Annotated in this window: 15 protein-coding genes; all 15 read right to left on the bottom strand. The window is 39.7% G+C overall.

What is annotated here, in order from left to right; genetic code table 11:
* Nucleotides 1-52: 52 nt before the first annotated feature.
* Nucleotides 53-1,297 carry a DNA modification methylase gene (locus PDUR_RS04320; RefSeq protein WP_042205246.1) on the bottom strand — a complete coding sequence of 415 codons (1,245 nt, stop codon included), beginning with the start codon at nt 1,295-1,297 and terminating at the stop codon, nt 53-55.
* 288 nt (nt 1,298-1,585) lie between these two features.
* Complete coding sequence (locus tag PDUR_RS04315; protein WP_052410030.1) at nt 1,586-3,790, bottom strand: ATP-binding protein; 2,205 nt, start codon at nt 3,788-3,790, stop codon at nt 1,586-1,588.
* Between the two features lie 316 nt (nt 3,791-4,106).
* Complete coding sequence (locus PDUR_RS04310; RefSeq protein WP_042205245.1) at nt 4,107-6,248, bottom strand: hypothetical protein; 2,142 nt, start codon at nt 6,246-6,248, stop codon at nt 4,107-4,109.
* 23 nt (nt 6,249-6,271) lie between these two features.
* A complete protein-coding gene (locus PDUR_RS04305) occupies nt 6,272-6,457 on the bottom strand; it encodes a DUF5659 domain-containing protein (RefSeq protein WP_042205244.1) in 186 nt (61 codons plus the stop codon).
* Nucleotides 6,458-6,577: 120 nt separating this feature from the next.
* Nucleotides 6,578-9,799: a hypothetical protein gene (locus tag PDUR_RS04300; RefSeq protein WP_042205243.1), complete on the bottom strand. Its 3,222-nt coding sequence runs from the start codon at nt 9,797-9,799 to the stop codon at nt 6,578-6,580.
* A gap of 121 nt (nt 9,800-9,920) precedes the next feature.
* On the bottom strand, nt 9,921-10,142 hold the full coding sequence (locus PDUR_RS04295) for a YdbC family protein (protein ID WP_042205242.1): 222 nt from the start codon (nt 10,140-10,142) through the stop codon (nt 9,921-9,923).
* A 32-nt stretch (nt 10,143-10,174) separates the two neighbouring features.
* Nucleotides 10,175-13,273, bottom strand: a complete 3,099-nt coding sequence (locus tag PDUR_RS04290) for a type I restriction endonuclease subunit R (protein ID WP_042205241.1) — start codon at nt 13,271-13,273, stop codon at nt 10,175-10,177.
* A gap of 37 nt (nt 13,274-13,310) precedes the next feature.
* Complete coding sequence (locus PDUR_RS04285) at nt 13,311-14,471, bottom strand: AAA family ATPase (RefSeq protein ID WP_042205240.1); 1,161 nt, start codon at nt 14,469-14,471, stop codon at nt 13,311-13,313.
* 1 nt (nt 14,472) lies between these two features.
* Nucleotides 14,473-15,717, bottom strand: coding sequence for a restriction endonuclease subunit S (locus PDUR_RS04280; RefSeq protein ID WP_218918437.1), 1,245 nt, complete (start codon nt 15,715-15,717; stop codon nt 14,473-14,475).
* Nucleotides 15,714-17,261 (bottom strand): type I restriction-modification system subunit M, encoded by a 1,548-nt coding sequence (locus PDUR_RS04275; protein WP_042205239.1) that lies wholly within the window; start codon nt 17,259-17,261, stop codon nt 15,714-15,716. Before PDUR_RS04275 ends, PDUR_RS04280 begins: the two co-directional genes overlap by 4 nt.
* 936 nt (nt 17,262-18,197) lie before the next feature.
* Nucleotides 18,198-18,443, bottom strand: coding sequence for a helix-turn-helix transcriptional regulator (locus tag PDUR_RS04265; protein ID WP_042205237.1), 246 nt, complete (start codon nt 18,441-18,443; stop codon nt 18,198-18,200).
* A gap of 143 nt (nt 18,444-18,586) precedes the next feature.
* On the bottom strand, nt 18,587-20,089 hold the full coding sequence (gene rlmD, locus PDUR_RS04260) for a 23S rRNA (uracil(1939)-C(5))-methyltransferase RlmD (RefSeq protein WP_042205236.1): 1,503 nt from the start codon (nt 20,087-20,089) through the stop codon (nt 18,587-18,589).
* 210 nt (nt 20,090-20,299) lie between these two features.
* Nucleotides 20,300-21,337: an HD-GYP domain-containing protein gene (locus tag PDUR_RS04255; protein WP_042205235.1), complete on the bottom strand. Its 1,038-nt coding sequence runs from the start codon at nt 21,335-21,337 to the stop codon at nt 20,300-20,302.
* Between the two features lie 146 nt (nt 21,338-21,483).
* Entirely contained in the window at nt 21,484-22,062 is a 579-nt protein-coding gene (locus tag PDUR_RS04250) for a class I SAM-dependent methyltransferase (RefSeq protein ID WP_042205234.1), read from the bottom strand.
* A 12-nt stretch (nt 22,063-22,074) separates the two neighbouring features.
* Nucleotides 22,075-22,374, bottom strand: coding sequence for a hypothetical protein (locus tag PDUR_RS04245; protein ID WP_042205233.1), 300 nt, complete (start codon nt 22,372-22,374; stop codon nt 22,075-22,077).
* Nucleotides 22,375-22,647: the final 273 nt, after the last annotated feature.

Here is a 22,647-nt window from a genome sequence, read left to right as displayed (position 1 = left end):
CAACATAAATATAGGGACAGCCCTCGTCAGCCATCCCTACAGTAATCCAATATTACCTTTCCAACTCAGCACCAACTTCCTGATAGCTATACCGCTTCCCGTCCCTAATCAAATACACACTGCTATTGTCGCCAACGTGGGTAATATACCGTTTCACAATCACATCTACATATTTGAGATCAAGCTCACTCGTATAGCAAATCCGATCCGTTTCCTCACAAGCAATCAACGTTGAACCTGAACCACCAAATGGATCAAATACGATATCACCGAGCTTGCTCGAATTTTTAATTGGGTAGCTAATTAAGGGAATCGGCTTCATCGTGGGATGATATTCATTCCGGAAGGGACGATCAAATTGCCATAAGGTTGTTTGCTTACGATCACTGTTCCAATAGTGTCTACCTGTCGGTTTCCAACCATATAATACGGGTTCGTGCATCCAGTGATAATCTTGTCTACCCATTACCATCGCTTGCTTAGCCCATATGCAACACTGTGCCAGTTTGAATCCAGCTTCGATAAATGCCTTCCTAAAATTCAAACCTTCACTATCGGCGTGGAACACATAAATACTTGCTCCGTCATCAGCCACTTCATACATTCTTGTATAAGCTGCCAACAGAAACTCATAAAATTGACCATCGTCCATTTTGTCATTTTGAATTGTTAAAGCATCTTTGGTCTTGCCTGTATAGTCCACATTGTAGGGCGGATCAGTCACAATAAGCCGAGCCTTCTTACCCTCCATCAATGTTGTAATATCCTGCGGATTAGTCGAGTCACCGCAAATTAGCCTATGCTTCCCAAGTAGCCAAATGTCACCTTTACGAGTTATCGGATGTTCAGGTAATGCTTCTTCTACATTAAAATCATCTTCGTCTTGAGCTGTATTTTCATACAATGTATCCAGCAACTTCTCACACTCACTCATATCAAATCCAGTTAGAGAAAGATCATAATCAGCCAGTTTTAACTCTTCCAGTTCCTGCGCCAACAATTCAAAATTCCAATCTGCATACTCAGCCGTTTTGTTATCGGCTATTCTGAAAGCTTTGACCTGCTCTGGCGTTAGATCATCCACCAGTATTGTTGGAACTTCCTTCAGTCCAAGCTTCTTAGCTGCTAACAGCCGAGTATGTCCTGCTATGATTTCATGATTACTGTCAATCAGAATGGGATTCTTAAATCCATAACTCTGAATACTCGTTGCTACATATTCTACAGCTTTCTCATTATTTCTGGCGTTTTTTATGTACGGAATTAAAACTTCTACGTCTACGAATTTGATTTCCAATCCACTTGATCCCCCTTTCTACTTCATTTTTAAAAAGACTGCAATCCACATCCAGGTGAAAAACACACCAACCGCAGTGACAACTCGTAATATTTCTATGATTATTGCTTGTAAAATTAATAGCATTCCTGTTGCTCCTCTCAAATTAAAAAGGAACCCTAGCACGTAGCCAGAGTTCCTGTACATTTACTATTTGATTTTAAAATTTTGCAAATATGAGCCGAAATTTAACTTGCTCTTTTTTGATATGAAAAATCCAAATTTTAAAATCAGCACTACCTACTCACATCACAGTTGTATATCATTTCCGATATGCTCCACCACATTCGTCCAAAAAAGTTCACGTTGATTATTCAGCACATTTGAAACTTCATCTGCCAATGTGTCATATCGCTCATGTAAAGCAGGGATTAGAAATTGCATCTGCTCTTGAACCTGTTTCTCATATCTGGCTTCTCGAAGAATACGTTCTCGAATCTCTAATTCAAGTCGTCTGCGAACGGTTAATTCCATTTTCTGTTTTAACGTATTCGTATCAGGTACAAGTTTCCCCTGATCATATGTCTCCATTTTACCTTCCAACCATGATACAAATTGATCGGAAGCCATAGCATTGAGTTCAATCCGATTCGTTTGTAGCCACCGTTTCCATTTCTCAGGCACATAAGCTGCAACAGGTTTCTCGTCCTTTTTCGCTTCTAACTCCTCAATTTCTAATCCCATTGCAACGGCTTCCTCTGGATCAAGTCCAAGATTGATGACATTAACTTTTCGTCCGGGACGAGCTTTCGTTTCCTCAACCAGCGTCTCATAAATTTTAGTTCCAGCAGCATCTGCATCGTGGATACAGAAAAACTGCAATTCTTCATCTGTATCACCAAGCATATCCAGCAAATCCTTTACCGCTCGACTCGCATATCCTTTGGAAGTAACCAATGCACAATCAAATCGTTCAGGAAATTGAGCTTGTTTCAAAAGAGGAAACAGACCTTCCTTTTCACAGTACAAAATTTTATTAAACGTCCATTCAGGCCGCTTATATTCCTTAACGGTTAACGTTCCAATTGGAATCTCCTGTCCCGTATGAGGATGATATAGTACACCGCGATTATCTCTATACAGTCCAGCAATATCACCCTGTTCATTCTCATAATTCGTAATCACCGTAGTAAAGTTATTATATTCTAGCTGCTTACCTAATTCTGTAATCACATAGGGACGAATAGCATAATACAATTGACGAAGACTGAATGGGAATCGACCATTGCCGCTAGATTTATCAATGGCAGCTTGAAGGTTGTCCAAGATAACATTCTTCTGTGACGGTTTCTTTTCCAATTTTGCAGTAAACTTATTTGCACGATTAGCCGCCTTTTTGATCGCATCTACAATTTCAACCTTCATTGGTTTCAGATCAGGTTCTTTACCGTCACTGACAATCGGCATATATGGCGTGATGATATTGACTACAATATTAGCATGCTTCATTTTAATATCTTCATATAAGCCGCAACCTGAAAGCGTCAACTCTTTCTTCCCACGATACAGATTCATCTGACCCGTAGTTGGAGATTTGTTAATAAGAAAATCAAGTCCTACTCGCGTATCATAGTCCACCCAAGCTTCTACCGTGAAGGGTATCTGAGCAGCAACTTGGCCTTTACCGGATGAAACCGTAAAAGCACCCTCTGACTTGTAGTATCCGTAATCATCGAGTTCACCAATACCACCGAATCGATCAGGGTTCACTTGTCTGCTGCTAATTCGAATCGTTCCAAGCAACTTTTCAGCATCTTCAAACGTTAGGGAGTTTGCCCGTTGACCTTTATAGTCGCTTGAAACCTTTCCAGCTTTAGCACCAGTGCATCCGTCAAATTCCGAAACCAAATCACGAACACTGCCTGAATACCCTTGACACAATTCATAGAACGCTTCAGATGTATACCAATAGCCCGATGACTTTCCTTTATATTCATCGCCGCGATTATAATGAATAGCCGACTCAGCCCATTCCAAGTTAGGCGTGAGTGACTTTCCGAATTGAATTTCAATCAACGTTCCATTATCCGAATAGTCACCAATAACCTCTACTGAAGATGTCCCATTCGGCTGAAACTGGATTTGATACTTTTTCCCTCTGATCGAAACAAACATTGAACCACCTGAAGCAATTACTGATCCAGCAACGACTCGTAATCCATTTCCTAATGCACCGCGAGTTGGCATCCGTAATATTTTGCTGGACATAAACGAACGATTAATTGAGAATAAATCCGGCAATAGTTCAGGATCAATTCCGTTACCGTTATCCTTCACATAAAATCCGTTCGGTTCAAGCAATCCCACTTCACATTGACCACAGTGATCGAGTGCGTTATCAGCCAGTTCCTTGGCGACTAATTTTGCCAACTGATTCGGGCTGACACCAGCCTTCTGTGGCAATGTCTCTAAATTCCTAAACTTCTTCCAATCTTCAATTGTTACAATTTCCAAATTAAAATCTCTCCCCTTTGATTTGTTTTGAACAGGATAAATTCAGCTGCAAAAAGTGCAAATTTGAAACAGTAAAATGACAACAAAAAAGAGCCATACGAATACGGCTCATCATCTGTGTTATTAATATATAGCACTGTATAAGTCATGGGATAGGGGAAACTCTCGAACAATTTCCTACGTTTCGCGCTGCTACACTACGGAGAATTGTTTTTCGCCGCCGTTTCCCCTCCCACACCCAACCCCAATGCGGCTTATTACGGATTCCTTAACTTGCACTGTTTCCTATATATATTATTATAGAAAACTGTATAAGTTAAGAATCGATAATACGATGCAAATACTTATCCTTCCCCTTGCCCTTTAACTTTGAGGCTTTAATTCCCCTTGCTTCAAATAAATTTTTAATCAACTTCTTTTTCATGAGCTTGCTCCAATACGTTTCAGTGATCTTAAAATCATCGCGCAATTGTTTCAGAAGTATAGGCTGGCCATCCCAATTTTCATTTATAAAGTTATACAGCTTCTTTTCCTTTTTGTCCTCGCCGTTCTGCTTGTTTTTCTCCAATGCAAATTCGGGAATTTCTTCAACTCTAAATTTACACCCCTTAAACCGTTGAGCTATCATTTCCTTTATTCGATAATCTCCACCGAATAGATAAATATTAACTGGCTCGTTTGAACTAAAATCCCTCACCTTAGTTCGAAAAACTTCTTGTTCCAGATCAACCATCATTCTCTTTAACTCAAAAATATTGATGTTATCAAGACCAAATTTGCTGCTTGTTGGATTGAACTTAATATATCCCTGTACTTGATCCATTTCACTCTCACTGAGTTGTTTCAACTTTTCCATATTAACAAATGTATACATGTAGGCAGCTACTGTTTCATCTGAGGGTAATCGAGGCCATCCAATTTGAACCATGTTTCGGCAGTTTTGAAATAGATTTTTACCTTTTGTATTGCCAAAGTACGGGACAACATTTTTGCCGTTCTTATCCTTATCTAAAACTACATGTTTATTGCTTTTTAGCAGCTTGGTCAAACGTTGACTAGCATTCATCTTCCCACAAGTCTTATATGAAACTACATAAGTAGCTTCCTGAAATTTATTATTAATCCATCTGGCTGCAATGTCTAATTTATTACGCGATGATTCAATGCTGTTTCTACTCATATTTTCAAGATTAATATAAAACGTTAAATTCGAGTATTCCTTGTAATCATCAATGTTGAAGTGAATAAACTCATCCGTATAGCTAGGATCACCTTCACCTGTAGCATCGAATATATAGGTTCTAAAATTCTCAATTTGAAATTTCTCTTTCGGAAAGATCGCTTTAAAAAACGTCCGTTTCGATGTATGACAAAATAGTCCACCTGATTTAAATAGCAATTGGATTGCTGTTATTTCTTCTGTGAATTGATATTTAAAATAGCGAGAGAACGTCTGCAAAAACTTCTCGTCAAATATATCCTCATCATTAAGGATGATCCTACTGCGATGTATGGCATGCTTTTTTTGAAGTTCCAACAGTCTCCCATGAATTTCGTGAAGAACATTCTTCAAATACATCTTGTTATTACTATCCTCAATAGGATCGCGCACATTAATGTTATTGATTGCTTCAGATAGTATAAGCAAAATTGTTTCATCTACGGTAACATGCTTTTCGAGGACAGGCTTCTCGTCAATAATAATTATTTTTCGAGGAAGTGTTCCATGAAACGTGTTGTATGAGTTTAGAGTATCCATTTTTTCAGTTCGGTAATATGAGAATCTCTCGTTAGTCATTGCAACAATCGGGCTATCATTTTGCTCGAACCGTTGTTTATACACCCAGCAATCCTTATATAACGAGCAATTACTAGTCGTACAGCAACCCGAATAATATTCGACCACACCGTTTTCACATTTTTCTTTATTCCAGCCTTCCATGACATAAACCCAATCCTCTTGATTGAATGTATCATAGTAGCCAAATCGCTCACGGATTTTTGACTGCGTTTTTTTGAGATCTTCAATTCGATCACTTACGATAATCATGCCCAAATCCACTGCGCTTTCGTTTTCACGAAATGCACCTAGACTATTGATGACGGTTTCGAGTATGGACAGAATTAGCGTAGATTTTCCAAACCCAGCTTTAGCCGGAATTACTGTTGTTTTATCAGGCTGCTTTAATTCGCTAAAAATGAGTCGCGCACAATCATATGAGAATTGTTTCTGTTTTTCCGACACATCTTTCTCATACGACTGTTGAAATGTTGCAATGAAATGATTTGATATGTCTGTAGCCAGTCGATTAACCTCTTCATTATCAACAACTAAATCATCTATTTTGTAAGAATTAATATCGAGACTAAATACAAATTCTGAATACTGGCCATTGATTTCCTTCTTCTTAGCATAGGGAATATGCTGATATATCTGCTTCTGTGTCGGCTGCTCCATTCGTTATGATCACCTGCCTATACCTAAATCAAATTCACTTTGACTTGGTTATACTTTCTCATTGTTTCCCTTAATTTGGGTGAGTCGTTGAAAATATAAATTACCCGATTCTTATCTTTCAAATCTAAGCGTTCATTTACTTTCCCGAATCCATTAAACATCAACCATCCAGCCATCCGAGACTGAGTGATGACAATTGTATTGTCCATTGTGACCTCCATCAAATTTATAGTAATAGTTATCCACTATTCCACAAAAGTGGGTCGGGACGACTTGCACTAAGGGAACTAGCACGTAGGGCTAGTGAGCCTTAGCGCAAGCTTGCCCACCTATACATTGATTTCAGTCACCGTTAATTTTAAACTTTTCATATTTTTAGCGACATCGACTAACAGTTCAACTCTAACACTGCTACACATGAGCAAATTATATTGATTGATCTGGAGCCAGTCCTCAAATACTTCCAGCATAGGCTTTTCATCTCTCGACAAGATTACTTTGCCATCTTCCAATTTGATCGCAAAGGTGATATATTTCTGATTCTTCAACTCTGATTTAATCAGGCCGATAACGGTATGATCCAGCACTCGCGCTCGAATGTCAGCCTTAACCTGAATGACCTTAAGCCGCTTCTTTTCTTCGAGATGATGCGATTGCACGATATCGCTATTAACTACAGCACCGATGGGAACCTTCACATATCGTTCTCCCAAAAATGAAATATCTCCATCAGCATCTTTCCTATAACCGTATCTGTTACTCTGTAATTTTCGGTTCAGGTACTCAAAAACGGGATAAAAGAGATTGATGATGAAATGCTCCGTACAATTCTGCAAGTTACCGATCGCATTGGCAATCGTAGTTATGTCATATTTGTTCAACAAAGTATCGGCTTGGACAATATATTCAGCATCGATTTCTTTATATCTCTGATACCTCAATACTTTCAATCCTGTGATTTTGGCATCATATTCATCGTCCTTAAATTGATCCCAAGAACCATTGTTCTGTTCGTATTCCTTCGCCTTCTGTTCCTTTCTCTTATGACTGAGATAAGAATTTTCAGCTTGCTGTCTAGCGTCTGTATAGTTGCTATAAAGTCCACTAACGGACTTTAAACATGCGTCATATTCATCAACAATGTAATCGCCATTGACCAATTTACCTTGAATGAGATCCTCACGATTTTGAAATTCTGTTCGCCTTTTTTCAATTTCATCCAATAAGTGCTTCTTGATCTCCCCAGTAAACCAATCCAGAAGTCCAAACGTATACTCATACTGATTCTCAACAACATCTTCTTTATTCTCGCGGTACTGTAAAAAATATGCCTTTCTACCGTATTTGCCATTCAATACTTCCATATCCGCTGCGCTTGGAAAATAAAGCGTCTTGGGAGCATCGATGCTCACCATCGCATTATAAAGCACCGTATAAATATCCTTCTCATTTGCATAGAACCGCTGCCTGATATACTCTCTAAGCTGATCACTGGCCTTGTAGGTTGTGAGCCATTCGCCGTTATCTAATTTGCCTTTTACAAACTCTTGGCTATTCTCAAAGTCCTTTACCTCATACCAAAAGATAAATTTACGATTCAAAGTATCATAATAATCCGGCGTTTGCTGACTGTCTGAATTAATACTCGCAGCCTTAAGACTGATCTTGCCGATCAAGTTTCCACTGGCTTTATAGGTTGCCAAAAATCGGTTGCTTGGCGTATACTCCATTTCCTCTTTATGACCATCATCTTTATTGATAAAATACTTGCCATCTTTCGGCACAACGACTGCATTTCGGATCATCTCATTGTCGATGACCGTACATGCATCTCCATCAGTATCTGCTGACGACATCAAAGCTAAAATATCCGATTGCTGATTGAAATATATCAACTCTCTGCAAGGACTCAGCCACTTATCGAGCTTAGCATTCCTGACAAAGGTAACGTTATGGACTTCTGAGTATGCACATAACGGATTCCTGTTGATCGTTCTTACATCTCCATGCTCACAGTCTGCACTGTAAAACTGTCCAGCTTGAAGTCCGTCCACACCTTGATTACGATACATTGCCCAATGAAGATAGGATATCGGACAAACAGCGATATACTGATACTTTGCTTTCACTGTGAATTTACCACTTGCGAGTTCTCGGCATCGCTTTTCAATCAATCTTGCGAGTGTGGTTCGAACATAACGCAGCTTAATAAAATCTTCCGAGATATGAAGCAATTCTTCGCATTTGGTAGCGACATTCTGGCTCAAACGTTTTACTTCCTCTTGAAGTTCGGTTTCATCTTCATGATTTGAATGGATGATATTTTTGAAAAACAGCCGAATTGCATCCATATTGATGATCCATTCATCTGCGTCACTAGCCTTGTCGAATGGTTTCAGTATTTTCTTGTAGGACTTCACTTCATCCTTTAATAACTCATAGTAATCTGCCTTGCTTAGTGCAAGCGCATTGATTAATTGGTAGCTTGTTCTTCTGTAATTTTCAATATCCTCATCACGCTTATTTACTTTTGTAATATACAGCTTGCCAATGATGTCCTGATACTTAGAGTCAACCGAGGCAAGTCTTTCTTGGTATGTACTCCAGTTCTCGCCGTTTTCGGTTTTATAATATTTAGCAAGCTTGACCATGCTCTCGTTGAGCAACATCGTATTGTCCGTTACAGTTTGCCATTCGTTCCACATATCCTTTAGCTGATAGGAGCCATCCACTTTACGGCAATATTCCGTATCTGTTGTATAGGTATCGTCCAAATATCCAATGATGTCAAACCTAGTAATCATCCCTTTAATACCGATCCCATATCCTCTGATGATGGCAAACTCAACGGGATAGTTTAATTGCAATGATTTCTGAATTTGTGAGAATACCTCTGGAGTTGCAATCGCTCCACCATCGAACACATCGATCTCATCATCAAATGGATGGTTAACCACCTCATAATCAACCTGATTCTTACCGTCCACTTCCTTGGTAATCTTCTCAACAGTCTTATAATCCTTTGTTATCCTAAAATGCGGCTGGGGCAGTACAATGATATCGGGCATGTCCCCTGCCATACTAGAACTGCTAACTCCAAGCGAAATCCGGCTGAGAATATCCTTGTTGATACAGACCTTCGCTCTACTTTCTTCGATTTCCTTAAACTTCCCGAAGGAAATTAACTCTTCAAACTCGGAAGCAAATTCTCTGCAATCCTCGCGAATAAAAAATGTCTCGCATTTGCCGGAATCCTCTATTTTCATGCCGCCAGTCGTTGCAAACCAAGCCAAGTACTTATGACCATTGAACGTTAGTCCGTTTTCCCACTCTGACTTGGCAGCATCTTCTGAATTGGGCAGCATCACTTTTATGATCTCAGTGATGAGTTGCTGATCGACCATCTTCTCGTTCTTATAACACTCCCAAGCAAACATCAGAAAACTATCTGATAGGGAAATGATTTGATCTTCTATTTTTTCGGCAGTGATTCTCCCTTCGGAAATACACTCCCGTCTGAAACTGTACATGCGAATTTGTCTTTGCTTCATCTTATGTGACCTCCGAGAAGAGTGAGAATAAAAAAGAACCGAGGGCAATCATGCCTTCAGTTCCATCTTACAATATTCGGAAAGATGCGACAATTTCTATGTCTTTGTAGTGTGTATCGAGCTACAACTCCAACCCATTCAACAAATCCCGCAGCGTAACAATCCCTTCCTTAGACAACGTGACACCTTTGCCCATTTTCTCATGATCCAGCGACCATTCACGGATATCATACTTAGCTTCTTTATCGTTCCAGCTTATACTTCTCAGTTCCTTTGTCCAACCCTTTGAAGATTCCGACAATCTGCCGTGTATTTGAGTTACTTTATATTTGAATTCTGCCATTTCTTCACATTGTACTTTCTATTTTAGATTTATTAAATCTTTCCACCTACTCCCTTAAACTTATCTACAAAGGCAGATATTTTCTGAAAAACGCTCTGCTTTTTTGTTAAATACTGAGGATTAAGAGGACTCATTTTAGGAAGAATTTCATTAAGCTCCGTTCCATTTTCACTGGCAAATTCTCTTTTTAATGAAGTTAAAATATATCTTTTTGCAGCCTCTTCATTAAGATTTTCAGTATTAATCAATTCTTCTGCTTCACGTTTTTGCTCAGTTTGAGCAAATGAGAAGAAGGCATCAATAATACTTGCTTTATCTTGAAAATTGTCTAAATCTGTTTGATTGATAAAATCGACTACTAAACTTTCTTTCGCACGGTTCCCCACACTAGAACGAATTAAACGACGTACCTCTTCAACCAATAATCCCTTATCTTTTACTTTTTTGTTTTTTTCAAAAATAAGTTCAAGAATGTAATCTAAATTGATCTCTTGGGATTTTAAGAGATCTACTTCAAAGACAACATCATCCCAATCAATAGAGGAATTATCTTTTTCTTTTCCTGTTTTTTCACGACGAAGCCAATCACGAATATCATTATATGATGAACGATAATCCTGAATCGTTCTTTCTTCAAGTACTTTAATCTCTTGCATAGCAGCTATATCTTCATCACTTACATAGTGAGTAGATTTAAAATTCTCTAAAGCCTTAGGGTCACTGATATCTATTGTTTGTAAAGCTTTTAGATCTGAGTATTCATCATAATTCTGTAAGATATTTTCAATACGCATATATTCACCAAAAAGCTTAACAAACTCTTTCTTATCCTTCTCAGTAGTAATATCTTCAACTTTAGGAAAACGCTCTTGTAGTTCTTTTACTACGTCTACATATCCACGGCGGGCTTCACCCGTTGCCACATCAGTGAATCCTTCCATATACTCTCTATAACTTTTTTCCAGCACCACATTTTTAGTGTTGTCATCCCCAAAACATTTAATCGCATCAATAGTGGCTTGTTCTAAATCCCGGAAAGTAACAATATTTCCAAAGGTTTTAGTCGAATCATAGATACGATTTGTTCTCGAAAAAGCTTGCATTAAACCATGATACCTAAGATTTTTATCAACAAATAAAGTATTTAATGTAGGTGCATCAAAACCAGTTAAAAACATTCCTACAACAATCAATAAATCAATCTCTTTGTTTTTTACTCGTTTAGCAAGGTCACGATAATAATTTTGAAATTCCTTACTTTCTACTCCATAATTAGTTTTAAACATGGCATTATAGTCTTTAATGGCTAAACTTAAAAACTCTTTTGCACTACTATCCATTGCTGAAGGTTCAAAAGTTTCATCAAGAATTTCACCTATAGCATTTTGCTCTTCATTAGCAGCAAAGGAGAAGATTGTCGCAATCTTAAGGGGTTTACTGCTTTCCTTTTGCAAGTTATTTAATGATTCATAGTAGAGTTTGGCTGCGTCAACATTGCTCACAGCAAACATGGCATTAAATCCTTTTCCATTCGCATTTAAACGATGGGTTTTTATTTTAAAATTATTAAGAATATATTGAGAAATTTCTTTAATCCGTTCAGGATGTAGTAATGCTTCTTTATTTTCTGCTGCCGATAGCTTCTTCTCGTCCTGTTCTTTTTCAATCGTTTTGAACTTGGGACGTACATCGTTATAATCTACTTTGAACTTTAAAACTTTTTCATCTCTAATGGCATCCGTAATTACATAAGTGTGTAACTCTCGACCAAATACAGAAGCAGTCGTTTCAGAACCTAATGCATTTTCTGGGAAAATAGGCGTACCTGTAAATCCAAATTGATAGAACTTCTTAAACTTTTTATTAATATTTTTTTGAGCTTCACCAAATTGTGAACGGTGGGCTTCATCAAAAATAAATACCACTTGCTTATTATATATAGGTAACTCTGTTTCGCTTTTAATTAGGTTATTCAGTTTTTGAATCGTCGTCACAATAATTTTATTATCATCTTTTTCAATGTTACGCTTTAATCCTGCGGTACTTTCTGAACCATTAACACTATCAGGAGAAAAACGCTGATACTCTTTTATCGTCTGAAAATCTAAGTCTTTCCTATCTACAACAAAAAATACTTTATCTATAAAATCCAGTTCAGTAGCCAACCGAGCTGCTTTAAAACTCGTAAGCGTTTTCCCCGAACCTGTTGTATGCCAAATATAACCTCCACTTTCAGTGGTTTTCCAATTTTTGGCTAGATAAGAACTTTTAATTTTCCATAAAATTCTTTCTGTGGCAGCAATTTGATAAGGACGCATAATCAGCAGGTTATCGCTCACATCAAAAACTGAATATTTCAGTAGTATATTCAATAAAGTATTTTTCTGAAAAAATGTAGCTGTGAAATCTTTCAAATCTTTAATCAGGGTATTATCTGATCTAGCCCAATTCATAGTAAAATCAAAACTGTTTTTATCACGTTTAGTCGTATTAGCAAAATAACGGCTATCTGTCCCATTAGAAATCACGGAAATCTGTAAATACTTAAACAGAGAGTTTTCTGAATTAAAGCTCTCTTTACTATATCGATGAACCTGATTAAAGGCTTCACGAATGGCAATCCCACGTTTTTTAAGCTCTACTTGTACTAGAGGTAAGCCATTGACTAAAATGGTAACATCATATCTATTGGCTTGCGTTCCTTTTTGTTCAAATTGCGAAATTACCTGCATTTTATTGTTGGCAATATTCTTTTTGTCTACTAGGTAGATGTTTTGAATATGCCCATCATCAAAAACAAAGTCGTAAATATAATCGTTATGAATTTTACGGGTTTTATCAATATGGTTGTCACTGGGTTTATCTAAAAACTGCTCACAGAATCTAGTCCACTCTGCTTCTGAAAATTGTACATTGTTAAGGTTTTGCAGTTGCACATGAACATTAGCAAGCATTTTTTCAGGAGTAATTAAGCTTGGTAGATGTTCATAACCTTGATTCACTAAATCTTGAATCAGTTCTCGTTCTAAATCAGCTTCTGTTTGATAATTAGTTCCTTGCTGATCTATCTTCGTATATTTATCTAGAACGATGAAGTTGTTTGATTCTGCGATAGGTTTGAAATCGCTCATTTATTTCCCCCCTATATAATATTTCTTTTCTTTCATCTTATTTAAATCGATACATTTCTTTAATGTTATTCATTAAATATTTTAATACACGTTTATCATCGTCTGTCAGATCAACCATCTCGTCCCCTGAATGTTTTGAATGACTTGATATATTAATAATTCTTGTCTCATAAGGATTAATATTCCCATTTGTATCTTTAGGCAGAAGCTCTCCCCAGTTGTCATAACCTAAAAATGTAGATGTCTTTTCCAAAATATTTCTAAAGAAATTAAAATGATACTTTTTTAACTGACCTGTTTCAATAGCTTTTTCAATTTCGGTTTTTAAAAAAAGATGATAGGAAAAAGGAGAATCATTACTTTGGGTAATTAAATCATACTCGCCATCTTCATTTTTTTTAAGAAAATATTTTTTAAATGTACCCTTGTTAAACTCATTATGTAGCACATTATAAAATAAAGGATTATGTGTGGTTATAATAAATTTAAGGTGTGACTGACTTGACTTAATCAAGTGTGCCAAATTTACAGCTAACTCAATCAAGCGATTATCATCTAATGAGCTTACTGGGTCATCTATGAATACATATTCAAGTTGATCAAACTGATTTGTTTCTCTCTCACTTGGTTCAGCTACATTTAATACATCAGTAACTTGTTCAAGCAGAGAATAGAAGACACACCATACAAAATTACTCTCTTCACCTTTTGAAATTTTAATGTTATTGGAACGCTCATCATTACCACGTTCATATGAAAAGGTTATTTCTGTAAAAGCCCCTACTGTTACATTATTCCCATCCTTATCTTTAACAGAATATTCTTCATTAAAATGTGGCGTTAATTTTTCGTCAGTATAATGTTGAAAATTAGAAATAATATTCCTGTCTTGTCCTTGCTCTTCAAAAATCCATTTTGTAAATGAGTTGGGATGGATTTTAAGTTTTGGCTCAGCATCAAACTCTAAATCATTATCCCAATAAAATAAATCTTCTGTAAAAGCATTATAATAAAGAATTTTTTTAGTAACTACTTCTAATTCCTCTAACTCCGTATCACCATCTACTTTCGGTGCTACTAACAATTTGAATGCCCGTGAAAGCCTAGTTTTACCTGTTCCGTTAAAAGCATAAATCAGTTGAACTTTTTTATCATTATCTTTTAACTGTTGTGCAATATCAATTAATGAAACACCCATATTACGCCTCTACCTCACTTTTCGGAAATGAAAGTAGCATATTACGGTAATACTCGTATTGCTTTTGACGCAATTCTATTTCACGAGGTAAGCCCTCGGTAATAGAGGATGTCAAGGCATCGAATTTATCTAACATAGATGCAATACGCTCTTGTTCTGGAAGAGGTGGGAGGGGGATTTTTAAAGATTTTATAATTCCAGCATTCAAGTCTCCTCTTGCACCTTGCCCAAGGTTTTTTATATATTCGTACTGACTGCTAACCCAATGAAACACATATCTATAATTTGCTTTCTCTGCGTTAATTTCTAGACAAAGACAATGTTGGTTTGTTGTAAGTGGAATTTTATTAATTGCAGATCGACCAGCAGTAGCACCAGAAATTGCTATGATAACACAATTTTCAGGAACCCATTTAACAGCAGTTTTTATCAATGCACTTTCTGTTATTTTCATATCTGTTTCATATATATCAACAAAACGAACTTCTTGTGTTCTTAACCAAGGAATACTCCCGTTATTATAGTATTCTGTATTATTTGCAAGCGGTGTTGCACCAGAATATGCTTTAATTATTATTTCCCCCAACGTCTTCCACTCAACTTCACCGTCGTCAAAAGTCAACAACTTATCACGGTAATAATCATATTGTTTTTTACGAGCTGTAAGCTCTACTGTAAGCTCTGCTGTAAGTTCTGTAAAGGCGTCCAAAATACGGACGATTTCTTCTTGCACTTTAATGGGTGGGATGGGGATTAGGAGTTTTTTAAATCTTGCTTTAGATATGTTAAAACGCGTAACACCACTAGCTGTCTTTGCAATTTCAGTCCGCATAAAATGACTGCGAAATAAATATTTTGAAAATTGTGGTATTATAAGAATATTATCATTAAATCTTACGCCAAATGAAAAACTATTTAAATAAACTTTATCTTCAAACTTTGTTGTAACAGACGAAGACATCCCTGCTTCTTCTGCCGTCTCTGATGAGCCTGTAAACAAAATATCACCATATTTTACTTCATGTTGATTTTCTGAATCAGACACTTTTACAGATTCCAGCTTATCAAAATTTATTTCTATATTATCAAATATGTTTTTATATGAAATGTATAGAGCGTTTCCATTATCAAAGTCTTCCTTATTTTTGCCTGAAAGACCTCCATAAAGTTCCGCCACCTCCCCCAATGCCTTCCACTCAACCTCAACCCCCTCAAGGAGTTTCTCCATAAAATTCGGCTTAATCATGATTCAATCGCCTCAATAATGTCATCAATTTCGGCACGAAGTTGGTCGATCTTTGCTACAATCGTTTTTATTTCTGCATTCAGCTCATTTATATCAATGACTTCCCTTGTGTCTTTTGCTTCCACATAGGAACTCACAGATAGGTTGTAATCATGTTGAACGATTGCATCATAATCAACGGATTTTGCAACATGGTCAACATCCTCTTTGCTGTCAAACATTTTCATAATTTGCTCAATGTGTTCATCTGTAAGTATGTTATTATTGGTTGCTTTTTTATAGAAATCTATTCCACTTGCATCAATGAATTGGGTTTTATTATCGGTTTTATGCTTAGAAAGAACCAAGATATTAACTGCTATTGAAGTCCCATAAAAAAGGTTAGGCGCTAATGAAATAACCGTTTCAACAAAGTTGTTGTCAATCAGATACTTTCTGATTTTCAGTTCTGCACCACCACGGTAAAAAATACCAGGAAAACAAACGATAGCAGCACGACCTTTACTTGAAAGGTAACTTAGCGTATGAAGTACAAAGGCAAAATCGGCTTTAGATTTTGGGGCTAATACGCCTGCAGGAGCATATCTTTCATCATTAATAAGCGTTGGGTCATCACTACCAATCCAATTTACGGAATAAGGTGGATTAGATACAATAGCATCAAAAGGCTTTTCGTCACCAAAGTGAGGATCTAAAAGCGTATTTCCTAAAGCAATATTAAACTTGTCGTAGTTTATATTGTGTAAAAACATATTCATGCGAGCAAGGTTATAAGTTGTATGATTAATTTCCTGTCCATAAAAACCATCTTCAATAATATGAGCATCAAACTGTTTTTTTGCTTGTAATAAAAGTGAACCTGAACCAGCTGCCGGGTCATAAATTTTATTAATGGTTGTTTGCTTGTGTATCGCTAATTGAGCAATAAGTTTAGATACAGACTGCGGTGTGAAGAATTCTCCTCCGGATTTTCCTGCATTGGCAGCATAATTAGAGATTAAATACTCATAAGCATCACCAAAAAGGTCAATTTGACTATCTTCAAAATTACCAAAATTAAGCCCTTCAACGCCTTTAATGACAGCAGCTAAACGACTGTTTTTATCTTTCACTGTATTTCCTAATCTATTGCTTGTTGTGTCAAAATCAGCAAATAATCCTTTAATATCTAGTTCAGATGGATAACCATTTGCTGAACTTTCAATATCAGAAAATATAGTAGCTAAATCTGTATTCAAACTTTCATTTGTGTTGGCGGTTTTTGCAATATTAGCAAACAGCTGAGTCGGATATATGAAATAACCTTTTGTTTTAATGGCATCCTCTTTAATTTCTTTCGTTATAATATCATCAAGAAGGTCTGCATACTTGATGCTTTCGTCTCCTGCTTCAATATAGCTAGAAAAATTCTCGCTAATAAAACGATAAAATAACGTTCCTAAAACATATTGCTTAAAATCCCATCCATCTACAGATCCACGAACATCATTGGCTATTTTCCAGATTTGAGATTGTAATTCGGCACGTTGTGCTGCGCTTGACATTTGTATACCTCCATTTTTTCTTCTTATACATTAATTATAGAAGTACTTCTAAATAGGTTTGAAGTTTTCCTTCCACCTTTAGTTTCTTGCCAAATTCACTACTCCACTTATGCTACCTAAGTATTGAAACCAATTACTATCTTTACACCGACATAAAACTTCATGCAAAATCACTCCTTAATACCAGCCTAATAGTCCATCAGACTTATTCCACAATCCAACTGGAAATTCCTTTATTCGACAGAACTTCTCCATCGTCATATAATACTCCAATGACATTGATCTGTCAGCAATCGCATGTTCGCACTTTACATTTATAAAACCTTTCCACAAGATTTGCCTCTAACACGATACAATGGTTGAAGGAGTGAAGAATCATGTTATTGTTGAGCTTATAGAGCCTGAAAAGCTTGGGTTTCATTACACAGATGAGAAAGATCAGAAACGACCAATAGCTTTATTCAAAGTGCCGATATCTTCAAGAGACGATATATATCCATTGGACTATATGATGAAGCCGGAGTTCATTTTGAGAAGAGATACGTAACACCTCTCAACAACACTGGTTTATCAGCAAGCGTGCCTTCACATGAAAAAACCTCCACCATGTTATTATAGGGAGGGAGAATGACACCAAACAAATATTTTTAAAAATCCTATTGTATCTAAGACAATTTTCTCTTTTCTATAATTAACGAAATAACATAGATTATTAATACTCCGGCGAAAAGATAATCATAGACCATCCTATAAGTAGATACGCTAAAGTTATACTTGGTATCAACTAATGTGATACCAGTATAACCTATAAATAGCAAAGAAAAAGCATAATTAAGCGGTCTATTTGTAATACGATTCCAGCGTTCATCCTTTCCTTCTCTGATAAGAAGTATGAGATTTATCAACATACCAAACATAATAATCACCGATATCAAACTACTCATCTTTGTTATCCTCCTCGTCTTCTTCATAAGGTTCAAAATAAAAGACTTCATTAATGTTTTTTTCAAATATATGTGCTATTGCAAATGCAAGCTCAAGCGAAGGAATAAATTTGTTATTTTCAATCGCAGCGATTGTTTGTCTCGTTACGCCTAGTTCTTTTGCTAACTCGGTTTGTGTCCACCTTTTCTCTGCTCGAAGTAAATAAACCTTGTTATTTACAATTCCAAAATAATGCATACTTAGGAATCCTCCTTTGAATTCATTGTAATATAAAACAAACATAATGTAAACTAAACACAACATTTTGTTTTATATATAAGACATCAATGCATACTCCCCCACAAAAAAACCTCCCGAAGGAGGTATTGTAAGTCAGTATATTATCTTCCTGATTCTTTTACATCCTCCCGATATATCCTTACCACGCACTCCACGTGACTCGTCTGCGGGAACATATCGACGGGCTGGACCCACTCGATGGCATAGCCGCCGTCCAGCAGCACCTTGCAATCCTTCGCCAGGGTCGAAGGGTTGCAGGAGACATAGACGAACCGGTTCGGCTTGGTGCGCAGCACCGCTTCCAGGAACCGGGGATCTAGCCCCGTCCGGGGCGGGTCGGCGACGATGACGTCCGGGGTCAGGCCGGCCTTGGCCCAGCGGGGCAGCAGCTCTTCTGCGGCTCCGGTGTGGAAGCTGACATTGCTGCGGCCGTTACGCGCCGCGTTCTGCTTCGCGTCCTCCACCGCTTCCGGGATCGTCTCGATGCCGCGCACTTCCTTGGCGTAAGGCGCAAGCCACAGCCCGATCGTACCGGTGCCGCAGTAGGCATCGACCACCGTCTCCCTGCCGGTCAAGCCCGCGGCGGCTCGTACTGATTCGTACAGCTTGACCGTCGCTTGCGGGTTAAGCTGGAAGAAGGCGCGCGGCGACAGCGAAAATTCCAAATCGCCCAGCGATTCCTCCATCGTGTCTTCGCCCCACAGCGTCAACGTCCGCTCTCCGAAGATGAGCGGGGTCTTCTTCGGATTGACATTCAGGGCGATCCCGGTTACTTCCGGCAGCGTCAATCGAAGCATACGGACCAGGTCGTCCTGGCGGGGCAGCCTCGCACTAGCCGCGACAAGCGTTACCTGCAGGTGGCCGGACTGAAAGCCGTACCGGACGACGATCGTCCGTACGCCGTCTTTGGCGCTGTTCTCCTTGTGAAGCGGAATCTGCAGCTCTTCCAGCACGGATTTTACTTTTTCCACCGCGCTGTTGACCTTGGGGTGCTGGATCGGACAGCCGCTGATGTCGACAATCTCGTGGCTTCCCGCCTCGTACAGACCGGCGATAATTTCATTTCCCTTTCGCTTCAGTTGAAGCTGGGCCTTGTTGCGGTAATCCCACGGATGCTCCATTCCGAGCATCGGCTTGATCTTCACGTCTTCCAGACCAGCATAACGGGAAAATGCCTCACGCACAAGCTCCATCTTGGCCCGCAGTTGGCCTTCGTAGGAAATATGCTGAATCTGGCAGCCGCCGCAGATCCCGAACACCGGACAGGGAGGTTCGATTCGGTCGGGAGACCGTTTCTCCACCTCCAGCAGCCGGGCCTTGATGAATTTCGGCTGAAGCTGCGTTACCTCGGCTTTTACGACTTCTTCCGGCAGCGCCCCGTCAATAAACACAGCCTTGCGCCGGTAATATCCGATGCCTTCGCCGTTAATTCCAAGCCGCTTCACTGTGACAACGATACGGTCTCCGGTGCGGAGCTCTTCTGCATGCTCCCTACTCGCGGCTGCCGATGTCCGCTCTGAGCGCGGTTTATACCCGGAGCCTTTAGCCCCGGGAGGTCTGCTATATGATGCGTTTCCCTTGGCGGGACGCTTACGTTCATTCATGAAGTTTCTCCATTCTGTTTGCTTTTTTCGTGTCCACTATACCATGATGCAGGAAGGAAAGCCATCGCCAGCCATATGGTAACCAACCGCTCGTTCTAACACGCTCTCTTCTTGCACGCCCCGCCGGATAACCACCCTATACAAAAAAGAAACGGCCGCGCCTCTTCCCATGAAGGCAGCCGTTTCTATTAATACAGTACTCTTGATTCCCTAGCTCAGGATTTGCTGGATATGAATATCTCTGTTCCGGCTTAAATCTAGCAAAGAATCCTCAATCTTAACCAGGGGATGCAGGTCGTCGAGCGCGTTAATGTGAACCACTTCGGCCAAACTCCCGTCCGTCAGCACAACTTTTTTACCTAGCAGCCCATGAATTAATTTATCCAGAAGCAGCGAGACAATTTCCGGATTCAGTTCTCCAAACGAGCCTTGGCGCATCAAGGTTACGACCTTGTAAAAAGGCATTGGATCCTGATGCGGCCGCTTGGACGAAATCGCATGGAACACATCCGCAACCGCGACAATCTGGCTCCAGAAATCAATTTCCCCTTTTTTCAAATGCAAGGGATATCCGCTTCCGTCCAGCCGTTCATGATGCTGCAAGGCGACAAGCATAACACGCGGGCTTAGCCCGACGGTTCCTTTAAGTATTTCGTAGCCGTAGATGGTGTGCCGCTTCATTTCAACCAGCTCTTCTTTCGTCAGCTTTCCCGGCTTTGACAATAGCTCTTGCGGAATCCGGACCTTGCCGATGTCATGCATGGTGGCCGCCAGCGACAGCAGCGCAAGCTCCGACTCTTCCAGATCCAGCCACTGCCCGATCAGGGTGGATATTACACCTACGCCGATATTATGCTGATGCGTGTATTCATCCTTGGCTTTGACGGACTCTAACAGCTCCAACAAATCGGGATGCCTGGAAATTTGGCGTACAATGGGGATCAGCCCGTTCTTGATTTCAATCAGGGGCACCTTGCGGTCGAATTGAAGCCGGTCGAACAGAGCTTTGGAATAGTTTGCAGCCCCCTGTATCAGCTTCGTAGGAGCAGTACCCGGCGTTCGAACCTCCGCACCCGGCGTTCCAACCTCAGAAGCTTGAACGAGAACATCGAGGGGGTTGATCTCATGCTGCTGAAGCAAACGGAGAGTATCCCCATTGAGGACGGAGTCGGCAGGCACTAACACGGCGCCATTTTTATTTACAATATCAAATTTCACTTTTTTACCCGATAAATGTTCAAAAGACATCTTTTTTATCAACTCCGTTTTCTGCTATACACATGCATATGATTTGGCCCCGAGGACCGACCTGCTCCTTGCTGGACAGTAGGTTGTTTGGAACTATTATACATCCATTTGCAAAAATCCAAGTTCAAGGAATAAAGTATCCTGCTTTAAGATGCGGGCAAAGGCGCCCGGAAAACTATGGAGTAATACGTATCGGCCCAAAAATCCACGCTGACTATATGTGCGCCCCCGGCCTCCAGATCATGTCTCATCGTCTCAAGAGGAATGCGGTGACCGGGCTTCCCATCAGGGCGGGGATGCAGCCACTCTACAATCAGACCTCTACCGCCGGGCTTCAGCACCCGGAGCATTTCCTTTATCCCTTCTTCGGGAGCACTCAGAATATGCAATACGAGCGACGCAATGGCTAAATCGACAACGCTATCTGCCAGCGGAAGATGTTCCGCAGTGCCTTCGGCCACTTCGACGTTGGTTCTGTCCGCTTCCTTGGCGCGGCCGCGCAGCACATCCAGCATAAAGGGCGAGGAATCCACCGCGTACACGCGTCCCTTCGTCCGCTCCGCGGCGGAGAATGCAAAATACCCTCCCCCTGCTCCAATGTCCAGCACATCTTCATCGTTCCCAAGGCCCGCCAAACTAAGCAGCTTCTCCGGGGGCATCCCGCTTAACCGTTCCTGCGACTCCAGCCGCTCCAGCCCAGCGCGTTCCGGTTGATGATTATTCATACCGCACCTCTGTTAGTTGTAGCTTTCTAATCGGGTCATACATTTTATATCGGTTGCTGACGGTCCAGTATTCATCTTTGATGGAACGCGCTCGAACATTCCTTCAATGATGACTTTCAATTTTCCATAGTAAGCATCGGCAGATTCCCACAGACTCCTCTCATTCCAATCCGTGAACAGTTCTCTGCAGGAGTCCAGGCTGTAATAATAACGCTCAATCGGTTGCTGCGTGTCATGCAAAACAAGGGTCGCCCCCGGCGCCTTTTGCCTGACTATGGAAAGGGCAGTTTCCGAGAAATCGGTGGCGGTCACTTGATAGCCATACTCCCCAAGAACCCGCGTATCGCTTCAGTTTCCGCAGCCAATTTCAAGAACCCGCTTGCCTGGCAGCGCTTGGAGGTACGGTTCGTATCTCTGAAGCCATGATGGGGCATTCTGATTCTCATTGTCTTGTATCCGGTTAAACACTTGATTCCAGTACATTTGCGGAGTGTTAGATTGCAATTTAGGCCGCCTCCTCCTGTATAAAGAATACATTACTGAAAGATAGTGAACTATTCAATCCAGCTATTGGAAACCAAGGCT

Origin of the sequence: Paenibacillus durus, from assembly GCF_000756615.1 — a bacterium.
Taxonomy (GTDB): Bacteria; Bacillota; Bacilli; order Paenibacillales; family Paenibacillaceae; genus Paenibacillus_AQ; species Paenibacillus_AQ durus.
The sequence above is the reverse complement of the archived record's forward strand: the minus strand, read 5'-3'. Positions and strand labels throughout refer to the sequence as shown.

What these genes read in the sequence shown, in the direction of transcription:
- PDUR_RS04255 (WP_042205235.1), bottom strand. Translation starts at nt 21,337, where the DNA reads ATGTCTTTTGAACATTTATCGGGTAAAAAAGTGAAATTTGATATTGTA.
- PDUR_RS04305 (WP_042205244.1), bottom strand. Translation starts at nt 6,457, where the DNA reads ATGGACAATACAATTGTCATCACTCAGTCTCGGATGGCTGGATGGTTG.
- PDUR_RS04300 (WP_042205243.1), bottom strand. Translation starts at nt 9,799, where the DNA reads ATGAAGCAAAGACAAATTCGCATGTACAGTTTCAGACGGGAGTGTATT.
- PDUR_RS04295 (WP_042205242.1), bottom strand. Translation starts at nt 10,142, where the DNA reads ATGGCAGAATTCAAATATAAAGTAACTCAAATACACGGCAGATTGTCG.
- rlmD (WP_042205236.1), bottom strand. Translation starts at nt 20,089, where the DNA reads ATGAATGAACGTAAGCGTCCCGCCAAGGGAAACGCATCATATAGCAGA.
- PDUR_RS04265 (WP_042205237.1), bottom strand. Translation starts at nt 18,443, where the DNA reads ATGCATTATTTTGGAATTGTAAATAACAAGGTTTATTTACTTCGAGCA.
- PDUR_RS04280 (WP_218918437.1), bottom strand. Translation starts at nt 15,717, where the DNA reads ATGATTAAGCCGAATTTTATGGAGAAACTCCTTGAGGGGGTTGAGGTT.
- PDUR_RS04310 (WP_042205245.1), bottom strand. Translation starts at nt 6,248, where the DNA reads ATGGAGCAGCCGACACAGAAGCAGATATATCAGCATATTCCCTATGCT.
- PDUR_RS04285 (WP_042205240.1), bottom strand. Translation starts at nt 14,471, where the DNA reads ATGGGTGTTTCATTAATTGATATTGCACAACAGTTAAAAGATAATGAT.
- PDUR_RS04290 (WP_042205241.1), bottom strand. Translation starts at nt 13,273, where the DNA reads ATGAGCGATTTCAAACCTATCGCAGAATCAAACAACTTCATCGTTCTA.
- PDUR_RS04250 (WP_042205234.1), bottom strand. Translation starts at nt 22,062, where the DNA reads ATGAATAATCATCAACCGGAACGCGCTGGGCTGGAGCGGCTGGAGTCG.
- PDUR_RS04275 (WP_042205239.1), bottom strand. Translation starts at nt 17,261, where the DNA reads ATGTCAAGCGCAGCACAACGTGCCGAATTACAATCTCAAATCTGGAAA.